Source organism: Candidatus Tisiphia endosymbiont of Parasteatoda lunata, from assembly GCF_964030955.1.
Lineage (GTDB): Bacteria > Pseudomonadota > Alphaproteobacteria > Rickettsiales > Rickettsiaceae > Tisiphia.
In genome coordinates, this window is record NZ_OZ035003.1 from 2276073 (window position 1) to 2294740 (window position 18668).

Genomic DNA, 18668 nt, shown 5'->3' on the forward strand with positions numbered 1-18668 from the left:
TTTAGAGAATTTTTGCATGATGATTTATTAACGATTTTGTAATTATTTGATTATTTTTTTACTGACTAATTTCTATGTAGAAAAATTTGTTTTAAGTAAATGATTCGCAATACACCGTCAGTTCAATCCTACAGCGGAAATTAACGGATTAATGACATCTCCTATTACCCCTTTCAGGTAGTTTCTGCCAACTCTACCATAACTTTTAAGATGCCCTATTATCGGTTCTATGGCACTCCGTCTCTTGAGCATTGCCTTATCATCTGACGATAGTTTCTTCTTGCAATATGGGCTATACACTTTGCCCTTCTCCTTAAAATTATTCCCCTTGTAACCTGAGTCAACAAAGGTTCTTGCTACTTCAACTCCTGTTAATTCTTTTACAATCTCTACAGTCTCCGATAATGTATGCCCATCATATGGATTGCCATGAAAAGATTTTGTCCCTAATACAAAGTTACCCCGACCACTTACTGCTATCGAAACCTTATTACCAAACTCGTATGGCTTGTTTAATTTCCCTTTACCAATGCACTCTACCTCCGGTGCATGAAAACTATATAATATTTTATTCTCTTCTCTTCTTTATATTGTTCTTTTTCTGCTTTACTCAATATAGATTGTACTTGTATCTTTTTTATCTTATTCAGTATTTCTTGTTGTCTTGCCGATAAACTTAACTTTGCTTTAGCTATTTCTCGCTGACATATCCTAACTAAACGACCCAGTAATACTTTTAAATGCCTCATTATTTTCTTACGCTTCTTGGCTTTACTATTATCCTTATATTTCCATAATTTTAATATATCTCTTTTATATTGCTTGGCATATGTTTCATTTAACTTGATGCCTAAGGCATGACATAGCTTTACTAGCTCTATTCTTGCCTTATCCATCAAGTACACATCATGGGGATACTTAATATTCTTAATTTGTACAGTAGTATCAACTATTATCGATGCTAAGTCTTTTTTTTTACTACACCTGCTTTGCATCCGATTCTTATGAGCTCCTTTAATATCTCATTGTAGCCATCTTCTCCTAATATAGTACGAAACCGACGGATACTAGCTTCTGATATTTCAGCATCTTTCTGCAAATATTCCCAACCACAAAAATACTGCCAATATACGTTCTCTCTTAACTCTTCCTCAGTCGCTGCATCTGACAGGTTATACATCGCTTGCAGCATAGTCACCCCAAGTAACAGGCGGTGACATCTGCGATTCCTACCAAATTTCTTAATATCAACATTTGCTGACAACCATTCCTCTAAACTAGACCAATTTATTAATGATCTTAATTTATATAATTTATTATTGTGGTTTAATTCTTCGGTCAGTTTGTAACCAAAAAGTTGTCCTTGTCTTTGCAACTTTGTTATATTTTCTATCGGCATTAATCAGATAATCCTTAAGTTTTTTGCCAATATTATAGCTTTTTCTTATGGATTCTCTATATATTTTTATCTGCTAAGCATATTATATATTATCCTTCTAGACTTTTGACGGGGAGACTTTGTAATATGATTATTAATCGTATTTAGTCTTTTCAAGGCTTTTCTTTGGCAATTCATACAGAATGTTCCTATTTAAGTGCAATTCTATGTAGTCCGTCCGCCAAAAATATTTAAAGCCCCCCATAATCTATGATTGAGTTAACCACTCTGCACTGCAAGTGCAGAGCTTAATATTACGGCATGAATGCCTAATGTATGTACTAACTTAAAAGTTAGAAACTATTTGTATATGGCTCATTTAGAAAGTGTCACAACACAAAAAGAATATATCTGTGAAGTGTAAGATTTTGTTAAAAAATATCTGTATGATTCATTCTTATCTTTTCTTGATAAGATATTTAAAATTTATGTTGAAACGACGCACTGCAAGTGCGGGGTTTTTCTCCCAAAGTGGGACAATAAATTACGAAATCTTCTTATGCTAGTTTCCGACATCGCTATATCTGTTTCTATATATTCCCACCCACAGAAATATTGCCAATACATGTTTTCTTTTAGTTCTTCCTCTGCTAATGAATCTGAAAAATTATACATTGCTTGTAGCATCGTTACACCAAGCATCACTCTATGACATTTTCTATTTCTACCAAATCTCTTAATAGAAACATTTTTTGATAACCATTCTTCTAGACCAGACCAATTTATTAATTCTCTTAATTTATATAGCTTATTATTTGAGTTTAATTCTTCTTTTAATTTATAACCAAAAAGTTTTCCTTGTTTTTGTGATTTGATAATATTTTCTATTGGCATATTGACTGAAATCCATAAGGTTTATTAGCATATTTTAACATTTTCTTATGGATTTCTTTATTATTTTCTGCCATTAAAACCTATTATCTATAAGACTTATAGAGTTTTGCCGGACAGACTATGTAAGAATTATTAATTTTTATCTAGAAATAATTTGCTGGATGGTCAACGATAAGTCATAAAAGTTTTTGATTAGGCAATCAATTTTATTTATTTGATTGTGGGATAGTTTTGAGATAATAGGCTGCGATTCTGTCGGTATATTCTTGGTTGTCATATAGGTTTTCAAATACTCAATATCTTGTCTTGTATAATATCGTCTGTTACGTATCTTATGTATAGTTAGGTTTGGTAGTAGCCGCTCTAGATATCTTAGCTGGTGAGAGTGAATATTTAGAAGGTTTGTTACTTCACTAATGGAGTAATATTTCTTATTCTGCATTTTTAATAGACCTCTTGCATAATTCTATTGTTGCTGGCAATTTAAAAGTCATAGGAAAAACAGCTTGGCGTCATTGCAAGAAGCCACTTTGTGGCGACGAAGCAATCTCTAATAGACCTCTTTCGAAACTCGCTTGTGCTGAGGGATTTGAAGGAGACGCTTCACCTCAAACCGCAGCGTACTCTAATTCCGTTACGGATTCGAGTACCGCATCATTGTCCAAATCACCAGCAGAAGTAGAGTTTCGAAAGAAGTCTAATGAATGTGGATTGCCACTACACTCACGTGGTCTTCTAATAACGTCTTGTACTTTTATGCAATTTTTAAATGCTATACGTAAGGTGAATTAATTAATAATTTTAACTTTTTAGCTGGTATAAAACGCATTACCTCTTTCTTTGGAATTATCACTATCTCTTTTGTATGAAAATTTATGCCAGGCCTAGGTTTTTTTGTGCTAGTACAAAAGCTTCCAAAACCTGCTAACGTCAATCTTTGATTGCTTGCCATTTGTTGAATATTCTTAAATATTTGCTCGACTATTTCCTCGCATATAATACTTGATAGCCCTAGCTTAGATTTTAATATGTGAGCAATTTTCTCTCTAGTAATAGTCTTAGTTGTTACCATCTGATTAAAACCGATCCCCAAGTTATTCCAGCACCGATAGCTGTAAAAAGGAGTATATCACCTTTTTTGATATTAGCATAAGATTTAAGAGAAGCAAGAGCCAAAGGGATTGAAGCAGCAGAACAATTAGCATGCTGCTCAACCGTTTTTACTACTTTACTTGGATTAATTTTTAGTCGCTCTATAACTGCATCTATAATCCTTATATTTGCCTGATGTGGAATAAAATAATTAACATCATCTATGGTAAAATTATTATTATGTAATATGTATTCAGCTGATTTGCTCATTTTTTCTACTGCATGCCTAAAAACTTCCCGTCCTTTCATTTTTATTTTACCGCTTTTGCCATCTGTACTTACACCACCATCAGTGTAAAGAATATCAAAATAACGACCATCCGAGTAAATATTACTGTCTATTATACCAGAACTATCCTCACTATATTGCAGAATTACAGTACCAGCACCATCACCAAATAAGACGCAAGTAGTTCTATCGCTCCAATCTAGTAGAGACGACATTTTTTCAGCACCAACCAGTAATATTGTTCTATATTTTCTAGATTCAATCAAAGAGTCAGCAACATGTAAACCATATACAAAACCCGAACATACCGCTTGGAGATCAAATGAAGGTACATTATTAAGCCCAAGATAACCTTGTAACTTAGAAGCTATAGAAGGAAAACTATTATCTGGAGTGGTGCTGCAGGTAATTATTAACTCTATAGATGATGCCTTTAATCCAGCATCATCTAGAGCATTCTGACTGGCTTTAAGAGCTAAATGTGACGTATATTCATCGTTCCCGGCAATGTGCCTTTGTAATATACCCGTCCTTGAGCGAATCCATTCATCGTTGGTATCAACCGATAACGATAATTCTGCATTGTTAACAATACGTTCCGGCAAATATGCACCACACCCAAGAATTTTACAAGCCATACTGGTTTATGCTACTTCTTCATCTTTTTCTTCTTTCTTCACAATAACTTGACGACCATTATATGTGCCATCAGCTAAAGATATATGATGAGGAAGTTTATATTCTCCTGTTTGAGAATCTACTACTACATTAATCTTACCAAGTGCAAGATGAGAGCGTCTCATATTACGTCTTGATTTTGATGTTTTCTTCTTTGGAACTGCCATATAGCCTCTTAAAAATTATACTTAACTTGTGAAAAAGTGTTTGTCAAATCGATGAAGCAGTATATTATACTTCCATTGCAAAATCTAGGTATTTCAAACATAAATTTTATGAAATTTTTTATAATTCGGACTTTTCTTGTTTCATCAATATTCTTTACATTATGTAGTTGTCAAACTATAGAATCAAGAGGGCAGTATGTGGATGATAATTTATTACCTACGCTTGAGGAGAGCAGGCTTAGTAAGTCCGAGGTAAAAGATTTAATTGGCACACCAACAATTATACCTGACTATACACCGAATACTTGGTATTATATTCAACGTTCTTTAGCTAGGAGAGCATGGTTTAAACCAAAAGTGATTGAACAAAGAATAGTAAGAATTACTTTTAATAAAAATGATATAATTGAAGAAGTTTTAGTACTTAATGACTCACATAAAGAAGATATAATGTTAATTAAAGAATATACTAAAACTTATGGTACAGAATTAAATGGACTACAAAAGTTTGTAAAAAATATTGGTAGGTTTAATAAAACTACCGACGGAAAAAATAAGAAGAAACGATAAAATCATACTTGCAATATTTCATAGATACTGTATAAACTAGAACGCTCTGATTCTGAGAATATTAGATAATCTGAGAATGTTTTAGTTGCATGTTGATATCTTAGTTAAAAATATGTTATCCCTGCGAAGGTAGCGGGATCTGTAATAGACTTGCTGCATAAATCAAAGATAGTTGAGGGATTTTTAGGAGAAACGAAGCCGAGCACCGCAGCGTACACAGACGTACGTGAGGAGCGGAGGCGAGTTTCGACAACAAAATCACCAACTAGATTGACTTATGCAGTAAGTCTAATATCTAATAGTCTTTTAGACTATTTTTTTAGATTCTGCTACCTACGTGGGAATGACATTAAGGCTATCACCATTGCTATGGCTAAAACCTTCTTTGGTTAGCTATACCAAAGAGTTTATGGCCCCTTCGTCTAGTGGTTAGGACGTTACCCTTTCACGGTGAAAACACGGGTTCGAGTCCCGTAGGGGTCACCAGTATCTTTATGTGGTAAAAATGATGTCATCCTTGCGTAGACTTTGTCAACGTGGATCACTAGTATGCCATTCTTAGCAATGGCGGAAATCTATAATATCTAATAGCCTTTGCAGGCTACTTTTTGGATTCCCGCTTTTAGCTAGGAATGACCTACTCATGATCTACGCCGGCAAAGCTATATGCGGTCGTAAGAAACAACAATATAATTGTCGAATGTAATGTATTGCTTGCAAAAACTTGAAAATTGATAAATCAGTTCTCAAGTTTTTATTTTTTTATGTAAAGTTTATGATTACTACATCTTAAGGATTACATGTCACAAAAGCTTGGTTTTTGGTCAGTTTTGGGTTTAGTTATTGGTAGCCAACTTGGCACTGCTATTTTGATATTACCAGCAGGTTTAGCCCCATTTGGTATTTTTAGTTTAGTTGGATGGATAGTATCTTCCTGTGGTGCCATAATAATAGCACTTTTATTTGGTATACTTTGTGCACGATTTCCACAAACAGGTGGACCTCATGTTTATTTAAAGCAGGCATTTGGCAATGATGTAGCATTCTTCACTGGCTGGACTTATTGGATTATTTCATGGGTTAGTACAGCTGTAGTAGTTATTTCAGCTGTTACATATTTAACACCTTTAATTGGTGTGCATAATAGTTTTATATGCTTAATTCTGCAAATATTATTGTTATTTGCTGTTATGTTACTAAATTTTAAAGGTATAGGAGTAGCGGGGCGTGCTGAATTTATACTAGCAATGCTAAAATTTATTCCATTAATAATAATACCAGTTGTAGCATTATATCAGTTTGATAGTAATAATTTTGTTATGGATAAGAGAATAACTAATTTAACTTTTTCTCAAATTCTTGGTGAAGTAACGTTACTGACATTTTGGGGATTTATTGGTGTAGAGTCAGCAACTGCTCAAGCTGGTTCAGTAATTAACCCATCAAAAACAATACCAAGAGCAATAGTAATGGGTACACTCTGTGTGGCTATTTTATACCTTATTAATAGTATTGGAATAATTGGTTTAATTCCACGAGAAGATTTGATACATTCTAACGCCCCTTATGTAGATGCTACTCAAATAATTTTTAGCGGTCAGTGGCATCTACTTATTTCTTTGCTTGCTTCAATTATTTGCATTGGAACGTTAAATGCTTGGGTATTAATCAGCGGACAAATTGCTTTAGGATTAGCACAAGACGGTTTAATGCCATCTTTTTTTGCTAAGAAAAATAAAAATGGAGCTCCAATTTGGAGTTTGTTTGTAAGTTGCATTGGAATATTATTATTATTGATTAGTACAACAAATGAAGATTTGTCAGAACAAGTTACCGCAATAATTAGTTTTTCAGTTATCTCTTTTTTATTTGTATATCTAGCCTGTAGTGTAGCTTTTTTAAAATTACTGCTAGCAAAGTTAGAAGAATCTTCACTATATAAATGGTTAATTGCTTTCGGATCAATTGCTTTTTGCCTATGGATTATTTGTGAGACACCATTAAAGGTCATAATACCAGCTATCTCATTTATATTAAGCGGAGTACCGGTTTATTTTCTTTGGTATAAAAGGCAATAAATGCTTAAATTTTGTATATTGTTGTTAACTACACTATTATTACAAGGATGTAGCTCCTCATCTACCAACAAGACGCTTTTGACTATTACTACTCAGCAATTACAAAAAGATCATAAACTAAATCACGGCACTTTAATTATACAATATAATTTAGCAGCACTAAGTAAAAATAACTGCATCTATGCAAAAGATTTTGGTCTTATTATTAATAATAGCCAATATAATAAGGTTTTTTTACAAAAATTTAAAGCCAGCTGTGCTGAGAATATTAATAACCAAGCAATGATCAGGTCAACCAAGATTAAGAACCTGCTACTAAAATTAAATTGTAAGTATAAGTTCTTATCCCAAGAAGAATTACGATTTGTTCAAAAAGCTAGTAATAAAAATAGTTCCCTTAATATTAATGAACTAGCACAATTAGACAAGCTAACTGCTACTATTTCTATAATGTTACCACAACAGGAGTTTCGCACTTAGCAAAAAATATGTTAATCTAGCAAGAAAGAGTTTTAGTTAAGCATGGCAAGATCAAAATGTAGCAAAGACTTATATAAATCATTTTTACAAGCAAATAGCGTAAGATATAGTGGTAAAGCATTATCTGAAGTAAGTCCAATAAACCTATCTCATGATAGTGCAAGTCGATGGTTAAATAGTAAGGATTTCCGCCCTAGCGGGATCTACAGAGAAGTGTCAAAATATATTGATAGGGAAGCTTCTTGTTTATTAGTGGGAGATGACACGTTATTGTCAAAGCAATACAGTAAGAAAATTGAGCTTGTACATTATCAATATTCTGGAGCTGTACATGATGTTATACCTGGTATAGGGATGGTCAACTTACTGCATTACAATGCTAAAACTGATCAATCTACCCCTGTAGATTATAGAATATATGATAAAGAAACTGATGGAAAAACAAAGAATGAGCATTTTTGTGATATGCTTACTTTAGCTAAGGAAAGAGGGATCAATCCTGATGCAGTAGTAATGGATGCGTGGTATAGCGGTTTGGAGAATTTGAAACATATACGTAATTTAGGTTGGACATGGGTTAGTAACCTAAGAAAAAATAGAAAAGTTAATCATAATGTTAGCTTAGAAAGTTTAGAGATTCCTGATGAGGGACTAAAAATTCACCTACGTGGATACGGTTGGGTTACGGTATTTAAGTTTGTGGCAAAAAATGGTCGCATTGATTACATAATAACTAACTTAGAAAATCCAACACGTGAACAAATAGAGAAAATTGTTAAGGCACGGTGGTCTATAGAAGTTTATCATCGAGAATTAAAACAAACTTTTGGTATTGAACGCTGTCAGGCACGCACGGGTCGAGCTCAGAGAAATCATATTTGCCTTGCCGTATTTGCTTGGCTCGATATGAACAAAAGGAGGATAAATGAAAAAATTACTTTATATCAACAAACTTGGGAAGTTATAAAAACATCAATTCAGAACAACATTAGATGCCTTTTAGCTGATTCGCAATTTTGCTAACTGCGAAACTCCTGCACAATATAAAGTGAAGGTTACCAGTCATTATGGCATACGCAAACACCCTAGGAAAAAACAAAAGAAATTCCACTGTGGAACAGACTTAAAAGGCTATAGTAAATCTCCTATTTATGCCTCTGCTGATGGAATAATTACTACCGTAAGGCGAGAACGTGCTTATGGAAATTCGATAGAAATAAAACATTCAAATAAATTTATCACTAAATATGCTCACTTGAGAAAAATACATGTAAAAGAAGGAGATATGGTTATAAAAGGTCAAATGATTGGGCTTCAAGGGAATAGTGGCAATAGTACTGGGGAACATTTACATTTTGAGATTTGGCTTAATAATAAACATGTCAATCCTTTTGATTTTGTGTCACACGCTTGTAACTGTTGAAAATTTTGCTATAATAGACCTCTTGTCTAATGATTAATCTTCAAAAACAGTAAAAAAGAAGCCGTAGCTCAGCAGGATAGAGCGAGCGATTCCTAATCGCTAGGTCGGAGGTTCGAATCCCCTCGGCTTCGCCATTCTACATCATTGTCTAGTTTCGAAAGAAGTCTATTAAAGATTTTCCAATATACGTCAGTTCGGGATAAGATATAGATGAAATAGTAATAGATAAAAGGATTGTCAAAAAGGAGTGCCTGCAGTATTTATAGTCACCTTTTTGGTTAAAACCCCCAGCTTCAGCTGGGAAAGACTTTAGTCCTTGTTCTAATATTTCAATTCACTATAACTTGAACATATGATATTTTAACAAGACTAGCCACACTGTATTTTACCATCGCTTTAATGTTGTTTGAATCACTAAATATCGCTATAAAATACTGCAGGGTAACCTAAGAGTTAGGATCAGAGAGATAATGCACAGGCGTTAGTAATATCTCTTTAGAGTAATAGCGACTTCCAGTCTAGATATCAACCCACCAGCTTCAGCTGGTTGTTATTGAGATTTTTAAACAAAAAAACAAACTACAGGCATGAGAAAAGATATCACAGAATTATATAGTTTTATAGATGATTTTTGTAAAATTTATTTGGAGTATGAACAGAGAAAGTTATTACCATCAAATAAGCAAAGAAATCGCTGTTGTAGCATGAGTCTAAGTGAAATGTTAACAATAATAATTATGTTTCATACATCCTATGCTAAGAATTTTAAATTTTTCTATAAAAGTTATATAGAGTGCATGCATAAGGATGATTTTCCCAAAGCCTTGAGTTATAATAGATTTGTTGAATTAATGGCACGATTATTCATACCGCTAAATATGTTGATTCATTTGTTGTTTGGTGAGGAAACAGGTATTTATTTTATTGACTCTACAACGATTAAAGCTTGTCACAATAAAAGGCGTTATAGCAATAAAGTTTTTAAAGGATTAGCCAAACATAGTAAATCCTCTATGGGGTATTTTTATGGTTTTAAATTACATGTAATAATCAATAATAAAGGGGAGTTTATGGCATTAAAAGTGACCAAAGGCAATGTAGATGATAGGGTTCCAGTACCGGAGTTAACAAAAAGATTAACTGGAATTATAGCAGCTGATAAAGGTTATATTAAGCAAAATTTGTTCTTAAATTTATATGAAAGAGGCTTAAAAATGATTCATGGAATTAAGAAGAATATGGAAAATAAATTAATGGATTTGAAAGAAAAAATCTTACTTCGAAAGCGTAACTTAATTGAAACAGTTTTTGATTATCTAAAAAATAAAATGAACCTTGAACATACTAGACATAGATCACCAAGGTTTTGTCGCATCTATAAATCATACTACATCAAGATTGTTAAAACTAAGGTTTTGGACATTATGATGCCATTAACATAGCAAAATTCTCAAAAGTAGAAAGATTATCATTAGCTCCAATTATTTGTCTTTTTTGCATCATACGAATATTTTCTATACCGGTAATAGTCATTTCTGCAGAATGAAAACTCTTAAAACCAAGCATTGGCTTTGTACGTTTTTTGATAAACCTATGATCTTGTTCTACAAGATTATTCAGGTATTTGGTCTGAATAACCTTAATTTTATAATCTTTAGGAACTTCTGTATTCAAATCATTGAGTCAATCATTTAATTTGTGTAAGTTCATTTTTTATTTTCCAATAAATCATATTTAAAATCTCCACAAAGTATTTCAAATTGATTTAAAGCTAAAGACCAATCTTTAATAGGCATGGTCCATTTTTTGGCTGCATTTTGTAGGGATAAAAATATTATTTTTTGAATTGACTTATCATCTGGAAACACCCCCTTATTTTTGATAATTTTTCTAATTTGACGATTTACAGATTCTATAGTGTTAGTAGTATAAATTACCTTTCTGATCTCTTCAGGAAAGGCAAAAAACGGTATTATCCCAGACCAATTACGTTGCCAAATATCAGAAATTACCGGATATTTTTTATCCCATTTTACACCAAATTGCTGAAGTTTTAAACGTGCCATTTCGTCATTATTAGCTGTATAAATTTGTTTTAGATCTGATGTGACCTCTTTTAAATCTTTATATGACACATACTTTACTGAATTGCGAACCATATGTACAATACATAATTGTACTATAGTACTCGGGAATACACTGCTTATAGCTTCTGGAAAGCCCTTTAAACCATCCACACAAGCAACATAAATTTGTTCAATTCCTCGATTCTTTAACTCAGTAACTACTTGCATCCAAAATTTAGCACCTTCATTTTTGCCTATCCAAATGCCAAGTAACTCCTTTTTCCCTTCTATATTTACAGCAAGTGCTAAATATACTGCTTTATTTATTACTATGTGATTGTCTCTAGATTTTACATAGATACAGTCCAAGTATAATATTGGATACACCCTATCTAAACAACGATTTTGCCACCTAGTTACTTCTTCTATCACCCCATCTGTTATGGTGGATATCAAGTCACCAGATACATCAGTTTGATATATTTCTTCTAAATGCCCTCGGATCTCGCTGACTGTCATACCGCGACCATAAAGGGATATCACTTTCTCATCAAATCCATTAAATCTCCTCAGCCCTTTTGGTATTAATTGAGGATTATACTCTCCTTCCCGATCTCTTGGTACTTCTACTGTCAGCTTACGACCATCCCCATCAATTACTGTCTTCTCATAGCTACCATTACGACGATTATTATCTACTTTTGGCATCTTGCTATGTTTTGAATATCCTAATTCATGATCCAACTCACTTGCTAATATTTTCTCAACTATTTGCTTCTTTAGCTGTTGAAATAAACCATCTCGACCAAATAACTCCGATGGATCTGCTTTTGATAATAATTCTTCTACTAGCTGATTACTGATGTCTAATGTATCTTTATCTGTATCTAATTTTTTAGCCATAATTCCTCCTTGCTTGCTTAAGTTACTTTTTTTACAGTAATCTCTTACTGCTTTCTTTGCAACTTACACAAACTATAGGACAGACTCAAATCATTAAGAGCAGCCGTATTACTACCGCTTTTATCAATTACTACTTTCTCAGGAAAATTATTCTCTCTAAAGGCTTTACGAAAAAATGCAAGTGCTGCAGGCTTGTCTCTATGCTTACGTAGCAGAAAGTCTACAGTATTACCAAGACTATCTAGTGCTCTATATAAATAAACCCATTTACCGTTTAATTTAATATAAGTCTCATCCATTCTCCAACTACTACCAACTGGCTTCTTTCTTTTTCTAACCACCTGATCTATCAATGGTACAAATTTTATAACCCATCTTTGTAATGTAGAGTGATCAATTTTTGCTCCCCTTATACTCATCATTTCTTCCAAATCTCGATAACTTAAAGAAAATCGGCATTTCATATAGACAAATAACATTATTATTTCTGGTGAAGAACAAAATCCTTTGAAATATGATAATAATCTTGCAGTAATACGAAACATCTTAACATCTTTTTTAGATCATTATATCAATCTTTTTTCTATTGTCCAACATATGCGACAGAACCAATAAAGCTTAATGGTTCAGTGTAAATTTACAAATAGTGCGAAACGTGATCTTGAAGATATTACAGATTATACACTAAAACATTGGGGAAGGCAGCAAACTATAAAATATTTAGATGAGATACATAACAAAGCTATTGCTTTAAGTCTTAATCCTAATATAGGTACTTTACGAAATGATATATATCCTACCTTATTGAGCTTCCCTACAAAAAAACATATATTGTATTATCTAAAACAAAAATATGGTATTATCATAGTTAGAGTATTACACAAACATATGTATACTGCTCGTAAATGAAGAGTTGGTAGACGAAGGTCAACTTCAAGAAGAGCTAGGAGTGTCAAAGTCGAGCAGCGGAGCGTACATTAGTACGTGAGCAGCGGATATCTTTAGACACGACGACGCCAATTCTTGAAGTTCACCGAGTATACTAAAGCTTCATAACTTTCCAAACCTTAATAACCTCAAATAAAATCATTCCAAAAAAATATGTCATATTTTTTACAGTATTATATATAATGCAACCTAAATTTATTTTTGTTAAGTAAAAAACGTGAAAAAAAAGCTCTTTATTAAAACTTACGGATGTCAAATGAATGTATATGACTCCATCAAGATGCAGGATTTGCTAGAGCCATTTGATTATCAGCCAACTGATTCTATGTACCAAGCTGATATGATTATTTTAAATACTTGTCATATTAGGGAGAAAGCTGCAGAAAAAATGTATTCCGAGCTTGGTCGCATCAAACAAATTAAAGATGATAGAAAATCAAAGGGAGAAGGTAATGTAATCGTTACTGTTGCTGGATGTGTTGCACAAGCTGAAGGTGATGAAATTTTTAGAAGAGCTAGTTATGTAGATATAGTAGTAGGACCACAATCTTACTACGATTTACCAGAGTTGATAGCAAAAATTGCTAGACATGAAAAACATGTAATTAAATTAGATTTTGTTGAAGAAGCTAAATTTGATAAGCTGCCTGAACAGTCTAATATACAAGGAGTAAGTAGCCTTATTTCAGTTCAAGAAGGTTGTGACAAATTTTGTACTTTCTGTGTTGTACCTTATACTCGGGGTGCAGAATTCTCAAGGAGTCTAGAACAAATATACAGGGAAATTACAAGCTCCGTTTCAAACGGAGCAAGAGAAGTAATCTTGCTAGGTCAAAATGTTAATGCTTATCATGGAAAAACTATTGAAGGCAAAGAGTATAGTTTAGCAGATCTAATCAGCTACATAGCAAAAATACCAAGTCTTGAGCGTATTAGATACGTTACTTCTCATCCTATTGATATGACAGAAGATTTAATTCTGTTACATGGGTCTGAGCCAAAATTAATGCCGTTTTTACACTTGCCAGTACAGTCAGGTTCTAACAAAATTTTAAAATCAATGAATCGTAGACATAACAGAGATTATTATTTTGATATTATTAATCGTTTAAGAAATGCGAGAAGAGATATAGTCTTTTCATCTGACTTTATTGTAGGATTTCCCGGAGAAACGGATGAAGACTTTGCTGACACTTTAGATCTAGTAAAGAAAGTTGGTTATGGTCAGTGTTATTCTTTTAAATATACTCCAAGACCTGGTACACCTGCTGCGGTTAAAGAGCAAGTGCCTGAACATATAAAATCTAGGCGTTTAGCAATTTTACAGCAAGAAATATCTCGCCAACAATTATTGTTTAATGACAGTTGTATTGGCAAAATAATGCCAGTATTATTTGATCGTGACGGTAAATTGGACAATCAACTGATAGGGAAAACATGTTATATGCAGTCGGTGCATGTAATAAGCCCTGCAAAAGATTTGTTCGGTCAGATTATCGACGTAAAAATTACCGAGGCTGGGGCAAGTAGTTTGAGCGGAGAAATGGTGCTGTGATCCAATTTACGCGAATTCGGGATAGGAATTAACTATTCTTATCCCAGTCATCACAACGTAAACTGGGAGCTAAAAAATAAACAGGAAGGATGTTTTAGATGATGATATTATATAAGATAAAACTTTTACTTGAATAAATGTAAGAAACACACTATCAAAAATGCTCAAATTTTTTTATATATCTTTTAAATTATTTATAATATCAGGCATAATAGCTCTTAGTGCTTGTATATATTTGTTGTATCATTACTCTAAGGATTTACCGGACTATTCTCAACTTGCCGATTATCATCCACCATCGGTAACAAGAGTATATGCCCAAAATGGAAAATTAATGGAGGAGTATGCTTTGGAACGTAGAGTTTTTGTACCTATTAGTAGTGTACCACGCTCTCTCATAGAGGCGTTTATTTCAGCAGAAGATAAGAATTTTTTTGAACATCCAGGAGTTGATGTTATAAGTATAATCAGAGCAGCAATATTAAATATCTCTAATATCGTACACCGTCGTAGAGTGGAAGGAGGGTCAACTATTACCCAGCAAGTAGTTAAGAATTTTTTATTAAGCTCTGAGGTATCGATAGAACGTAAGATTAAAGAGGCGATTTTATCATATATGGTCTCAAAAACTTTTACTAAAGATCAAATTTTGGAGTTATATCTTAATCAAACATTTTTTGGTAGGGGAGCTTATGGAGTTGCCATGGCTGCTCAGAATTATTTTAATAAGTCTATTGAAGATTTAACTGTTGCCGAATCAGCTTTTATCGCTGGTCTACCAAAAGCACCATCAAATTTTAATCCGGAGAGAAATTATGCTAGGGTGAAAGATCGTAGAGATTATGTTATTATGAGAATGTTGGAAGATGGTTATATAACGCAAGAGACAGCAAAAGAAGCAGTAGATAGTCCTATTACTTTGCAAAAGCGGGATCGTAATGAAACCGTTACAGCCGGTTATTATGCTGCGCAAGTACGGGAAGAAGTCATTAGTAAAATTGGCAGTAAAGAATATTTCTATACTGGAGGGTTAACGGTCATTACTTCACTTGATGCTGGTTATCAGCAAGCTGCAGAAAATGCTCTTAGGCAAGGCATAAGAGCATATGATAGGAAGCATGGTTTTAGAGGAGTCATAACTAATATTGATCTAAATAACTGGCAAGATAATTTAAATAAAGTAGCAAAGCCTCCAGCTATTTTAGAATATCAATTAGCTGTTGTGTTAAATGTTTCGGATAATCAAGCAGAAATTGGTCTTTGTGACTTGAGTCAGTCAAAAATAGTTTTATCAGAAATGAAGTGGGCAAAAAATGATCTTAAATCAGTAAAAACTCTTTTACAGAAAGGTGACGTTGTAGTAGTCGAAAAAGTAAATGCTAATTACTATTTGCGTCAAATTCCTACTGTTAATGGTGCGATTATAGTGATGAATCCTACAACAGGTCAGGTACTTGCCAGCGTTGGTGGATATGATTTCACAGTTAGTAAATTTGATCGTGCTACTCAGGCACTGCGACAACCAGGGTCACTCAGTAAAACTTTTGTTTATCTTGCTGCTTTAGAAAACGCAATCCAGCCAAATAGAATTTTTGAAGATGGTCCAGTAGAGATTCCGCAAGGTCCTGGCATGCCAGTTTGGCGACCAAAAAATTATAAAGGGAATTTTCTAGGTTCAATTACTATGCGTATAGGGCTTGAGAAATCACGAAACCTTGTTACTGTTAGGGTAGCACAAGCTATAGGGCTAAGCAAAGTTGCTGAGATAATCAAGCGATTTGGTATTAATAATGAGCCGAAGAGATTTTACTCTATGGTGCTTGGTTCGCTCGAAACCACACTAGAAAAAATGACCAATGCTTATGCAATAATTGCTAATTCAGGAAAAAAAGTTACGCCGCATTTCGTAGAGCTAATTAAAGATCGTAATGGTAAAATAATTTATCGTAGAGATAATAGGGAATGTAAAAATTGTAATGTATCTGACTCCCAGCTTACTGATAACTTATCACTCCCTATCCTAGCTCAACCCGACTATCGGATGATTACCGATGAAGCAAGTGATTATCAGATTATCTCATTTCTCACTGGAGCAGTTGAAAGAGGTACGGCAACCGCTGCAAAAAAACTTGGTAAGGTTATAGCTGGTAAAAGTGGTACTACCAATGAGAGTATGGATACTTGGTTTATTGGTTTTACTCCCAAAATAGTTGTCGGAACATATATTGGTTATGATACACCAAAAACACTAGGAAAAACTGCAACAGGTTCAACTGTTGCCTTGCCTATATTTATTGATTTTATGGAGAAGGCTTATTCTGATATTCCATCACTGGCATTTAAAGTACCAGAATCAATTAAATTGTTACCAATAGATCCAACAACTGGTAAAATTACTTCTGCTAGTAGTATTATGGAAGCATTCAAAATTCATGATATACCAGTATTAGATTATCAAGAAGAACACCAAGGTCAAGATAATGATGCTTTCCATAATATCCCTCCCGAAAAAGATACTTCTCAGGAGATATATTAGACTTGCTGCATAAATCAAAGATAGTTGAGTCCGTCCGCCAAAAATATTTAAAGCCCCCCATAATCTATGATTGAATAAAATTTTTACAAAAAAAATTCTAATATTTGCACTAAAATTAAAAATTGTTTTCAATTTTATTGAAAAATTTCTGTTTTAGTAAAATTTTTACATGAGCTTATTGTTAACGATTTTTTTTAATCGTTTAGCAAGTTTTTTAATGATAATTTTTTTATGTAGAGTTAGGCATGATGTGTAAATGATTGGCAATACATCGTAAATTCAAACCTATAGCAGAGATTATTGGATTGATCACATCTCCTATCACACCCTTCAAGAAGTTTCTGCCCATCCTGCCATATTGTTTCAAATGCCCTATTATTGGTTCTATAGCACTGCGTCTCCTGATCATACACTTGTCTTCTTTCAATAACTTTTTCCGAGTTTTTGGGGTATATACCTTACTCTTCTCTTTAACATTGCTGCCAGTATAACCAAGATCAACAAACGATTTTTTTATCTTTATTCCAGTTACATTTTCTACCGCTTCAAAACTCTGCTGCAATGTATGACCATCATAAGGATTATTATGAAACGATTTTGCTGACAGTACAAAATTTCTACGACCACTGACTACTACCGCAACTTTATTGCCAAACTCATATGGCTTGTTTCGTTTTCCCTTCCCTATACACTCTACCTCAGGGGCATGAAAACTATACAATATTTTATTCTGTTCTGTTCTTTGTATTGCTTTTTCTCTTCTCTTTTTAAAACAGATTGGCTATGTATTTGTTTTACTTTTTTCAATACTTCTTGATCTCTGATAGATAAGTTTAATTTCTGATTTTTTATCTCACGCTCACATATTCTAACCAAACGACCAAGTAACGTTTTTAAATGCTTCATTATTTTCCAACGCTTCTTGGCTTTGCTATGCTCTTTATACTTCCAGAGCTTTATTATATCTCGCTTATAGGTTCTAGCGTAGGTTTCGTTTAAACTTATACCCAAACTTTGGCAAAGCTTCACAATACTAAGCCTAGCTTTATCCATTAAATAAACATCATGTGGGTGCTTGATATTCTTAATTTGTACCGTTGTATCAGCAATTATCAATTCCAAATCTTTTTTTTTAATTGTGTTAGTTCTTATTCCAACTCTTATCAACTCTGCTAATATCTCGTTATATCCAGATTCACCTAATAAATTACGAAATCTTCTTATGCTAGTTTCCGACATCGCTATATCTGTTTCTATATATTCCCACCCACAGAAATATTGCCAATACATGTTTTCTTTTAGTTCTTCCTCTGCTAATGAATCTGAAAAATTATACATTGCTTGTAGCATCGTTACACCAAGCATCACTCTATGACATTTTCTATTTCTACCAAATCTCTTAATAGAAACATTTTTTGATAACCATTCTTCTAGACCAGACCAATTTATTAATTCTCTTAATTTATATAGCTTATTATTTGAGTTTAATTCTTCTTTTAATTTATAACCAAAAAGTTTTCCTTGTTTTTGTGATTTGATAATATTTTCTATTGGCATATTGACTGAAATCCATAAGGTTTATTAGCATATTTTAACATTTTCTTATGGATT

Annotated in this window: 22 protein-coding genes, 2 tRNA genes and 1 pseudogene; 12 read left to right on the plus strand and 13 right to left on the minus strand. The window is 33.2% G+C overall.

Annotation, left to right across the window (positions count from 1 at the left end; translation table 11 throughout):
- Window positions 1-117 precede the first annotated feature (117 nt).
- The 3 genes from AAHN00_RS14110 to AAHN00_RS14120 are packed head-to-tail and all read right to left on the minus strand — an operon-like array spanning window position 118 to window position 1399.
- A complete protein-coding gene (locus AAHN00_RS14110; RefSeq protein WP_342272692.1) occupies window positions 118-567 on the minus strand; it encodes a transposase in 450 nt (149 codons plus the stop codon).
- Window positions 537-995, minus strand: coding sequence for a hypothetical protein (locus AAHN00_RS14115; protein WP_342271292.1), 459 nt, complete (start codon window positions 993-995; stop codon window positions 537-539). The genes AAHN00_RS14110 and AAHN00_RS14115 overlap by 31 nt, the downstream gene beginning before the upstream one ends.
- Entirely contained in the window at window positions 962-1399 is a 438-nt protein-coding gene (locus tag AAHN00_RS14120) for a transposase (RefSeq protein WP_342270975.1), read from the minus strand. Before AAHN00_RS14120 ends, AAHN00_RS14115 begins: the two co-directional genes overlap by 34 nt.
- Before the next feature lie 365 nt (window positions 1400-1764).
- Between AAHN00_RS14120 and AAHN00_RS14125 the strand changes: the two genes are divergently transcribed.
- Window positions 1765-1944: a hypothetical protein gene (locus AAHN00_RS14125; protein WP_342271592.1), complete on the plus strand. Its 180-nt coding sequence runs from the start codon at window positions 1765-1767 to the stop codon at window positions 1942-1944.
- Here the strand turns inward: AAHN00_RS14125 and AAHN00_RS14130 are convergent.
- The 5 genes from AAHN00_RS14130 to rpmF form a co-directional block, all read right to left on the minus strand.
- Window positions 1865-2272: a transposase gene (locus AAHN00_RS14130; protein WP_342271644.1), complete on the minus strand. Its 408-nt coding sequence runs from the start codon at window positions 2270-2272 to the stop codon at window positions 1865-1867. The genes AAHN00_RS14125 and AAHN00_RS14130 overlap by 80 nt on opposite strands.
- Window positions 2273-2411: 139 nt before the next feature.
- Window positions 2412-2714, minus strand: coding sequence for a MerR family transcriptional regulator (locus AAHN00_RS14135; protein ID WP_342271645.1), 303 nt, complete (start codon window positions 2712-2714; stop codon window positions 2412-2414).
- 330 nt (window positions 2715-3044) lie between these two features.
- A complete protein-coding gene (locus AAHN00_RS14145; RefSeq protein ID WP_341751315.1) occupies window positions 3045-3344 on the minus strand; it encodes an HU family DNA-binding protein in 300 nt (99 codons plus the stop codon).
- On the minus strand, window positions 3338-4291 hold the full coding sequence (locus tag AAHN00_RS14150; RefSeq protein ID WP_342271647.1) for a beta-ketoacyl-ACP synthase III: 954 nt from the start codon (window positions 4289-4291) through the stop codon (window positions 3338-3340). Before AAHN00_RS14150 ends, AAHN00_RS14145 begins: the two co-directional genes overlap by 7 nt.
- A 6-nt stretch (window positions 4292-4297) precedes the next feature.
- A complete protein-coding gene (gene rpmF, locus AAHN00_RS14155; RefSeq protein WP_341751317.1) occupies window positions 4298-4498 on the minus strand; it encodes a 50S ribosomal protein L32 in 201 nt (66 codons plus the stop codon).
- Window positions 4499-4606: 108 nt separating this feature from the next.
- Here rpmF and AAHN00_RS14160 point away from each other — a divergent pair, with 108 nt between their 5' ends.
- From AAHN00_RS14160 to AAHN00_RS14195, 8 genes are all read left to right on the plus strand, one after another.
- Window positions 4607-5068 (plus strand): outer membrane protein assembly factor BamE, encoded by a 462-nt coding sequence (locus AAHN00_RS14160; RefSeq protein WP_342272693.1) that lies wholly within the window; start codon window positions 4607-4609, stop codon window positions 5066-5068.
- A gap of 411 nt (window positions 5069-5479) precedes the next feature.
- Window positions 5480-5554, plus strand: a tRNA-Glu gene (locus AAHN00_RS14165).
- 314 nt (window positions 5555-5868) lie between these two features.
- On the plus strand, window positions 5869-7146 hold the full coding sequence (locus AAHN00_RS14170) for an APC family permease (protein WP_341748489.1): 1278 nt from the start codon (window positions 5869-5871) through the stop codon (window positions 7144-7146).
- A 78-nt stretch (window positions 7147-7224) separates the two neighbouring features.
- A complete protein-coding gene (locus AAHN00_RS14175; RefSeq protein ID WP_342271648.1) occupies window positions 7225-7626 on the plus strand; it encodes a hypothetical protein in 402 nt (133 codons plus the stop codon).
- Between the two features lie 42 nt (window positions 7627-7668).
- Window positions 7669-8649 (plus strand): transposase, encoded by a 981-nt coding sequence (locus tag AAHN00_RS14180; protein ID WP_342271649.1) that lies wholly within the window; start codon window positions 7669-7671, stop codon window positions 8647-8649.
- Between the two features lie 25 nt (window positions 8650-8674).
- Window positions 8675-9049, plus strand: coding sequence for a M23 family metallopeptidase (locus AAHN00_RS14185; protein ID WP_342271650.1), 375 nt, complete (start codon window positions 8675-8677; stop codon window positions 9047-9049).
- A 57-nt stretch (window positions 9050-9106) separates the two neighbouring features.
- Window positions 9107-9183: transfer RNA gene (locus AAHN00_RS14190), tRNA-Arg, on the plus strand.
- A gap of 453 nt (window positions 9184-9636) precedes the next feature.
- Window positions 9637-10491 carry an IS982 family transposase gene (locus tag AAHN00_RS14195; protein WP_342271651.1) on the plus strand — a complete coding sequence of 285 codons (855 nt, stop codon included), beginning with the start codon at window positions 9637-9639 and terminating at the stop codon, window positions 10489-10491.
- Here the strand turns inward: AAHN00_RS14195 and AAHN00_RS14200 are convergent.
- From AAHN00_RS14200 to AAHN00_RS14210, 3 genes and pseudogenes are all read right to left on the minus strand, one after another.
- Window positions 10472-10732, minus strand: a pseudogene (locus AAHN00_RS14200) (DDE-type integrase/transposase/recombinase); the annotation flags it as partial. The gene AAHN00_RS14195 and the pseudogene AAHN00_RS14200 sit on opposite strands and share 20 nt — an antisense overlap.
- 23 nt (window positions 10733-10755) lie before the next feature.
- Window positions 10756-12018: an IS256 family transposase gene (locus AAHN00_RS14205; protein ID WP_342270914.1), complete on the minus strand. Its 1263-nt coding sequence runs from the start codon at window positions 12016-12018 to the stop codon at window positions 10756-10758.
- A 44-nt stretch (window positions 12019-12062) separates the two neighbouring features.
- Entirely contained in the window at window positions 12063-12563 is a 501-nt protein-coding gene (locus tag AAHN00_RS14210; protein ID WP_342271652.1) for an IS6 family transposase, read from the minus strand.
- Window positions 12564-12639: 76 nt separating this feature from the next.
- Here AAHN00_RS14210 and AAHN00_RS14215 point away from each other — a divergent pair, with 76 nt between their 5' ends.
- From AAHN00_RS14215 to AAHN00_RS14225, 3 genes are all read left to right on the plus strand, one after another.
- Window positions 12640-12927 (plus strand): type II toxin-antitoxin system RelE/ParE family toxin, encoded by a 288-nt coding sequence (locus tag AAHN00_RS14215; RefSeq protein ID WP_342271653.1) that lies wholly within the window; start codon window positions 12640-12642, stop codon window positions 12925-12927.
- 256 nt (window positions 12928-13183) lie between these two features.
- Window positions 13184-14521, plus strand: a complete 1338-nt coding sequence (gene miaB, locus AAHN00_RS14220) for a tRNA (N6-isopentenyl adenosine(37)-C2)-methylthiotransferase MiaB (RefSeq protein ID WP_342271654.1) — start codon at window positions 13184-13186, stop codon at window positions 14519-14521.
- 160 nt (window positions 14522-14681) lie between these two features.
- Window positions 14682-17057 (plus strand): penicillin-binding protein 1A, encoded by a 2376-nt coding sequence (locus AAHN00_RS14225; RefSeq protein WP_342271655.1) that lies wholly within the window; start codon window positions 14682-14684, stop codon window positions 17055-17057.
- Between the two features lie 229 nt (window positions 17058-17286).
- Here AAHN00_RS14225 and AAHN00_RS14230 read toward each other — a convergent pair whose 3' ends face one another.
- Together AAHN00_RS14230 and AAHN00_RS14235 are read right to left on the minus strand one after the other, a co-directional pair.
- Window positions 17287-17778 (minus strand): transposase, encoded by a 492-nt coding sequence (locus AAHN00_RS14230; protein ID WP_342271656.1) that lies wholly within the window; start codon window positions 17776-17778, stop codon window positions 17287-17289.
- Complete coding sequence (locus AAHN00_RS14235; protein WP_342271657.1) at window positions 17751-18614, minus strand: transposase; 864 nt, start codon at window positions 18612-18614, stop codon at window positions 17751-17753. The genes AAHN00_RS14230 and AAHN00_RS14235 overlap by 28 nt, the downstream gene beginning before the upstream one ends.
- Window positions 18615-18668 lie beyond the last annotated feature (54 nt).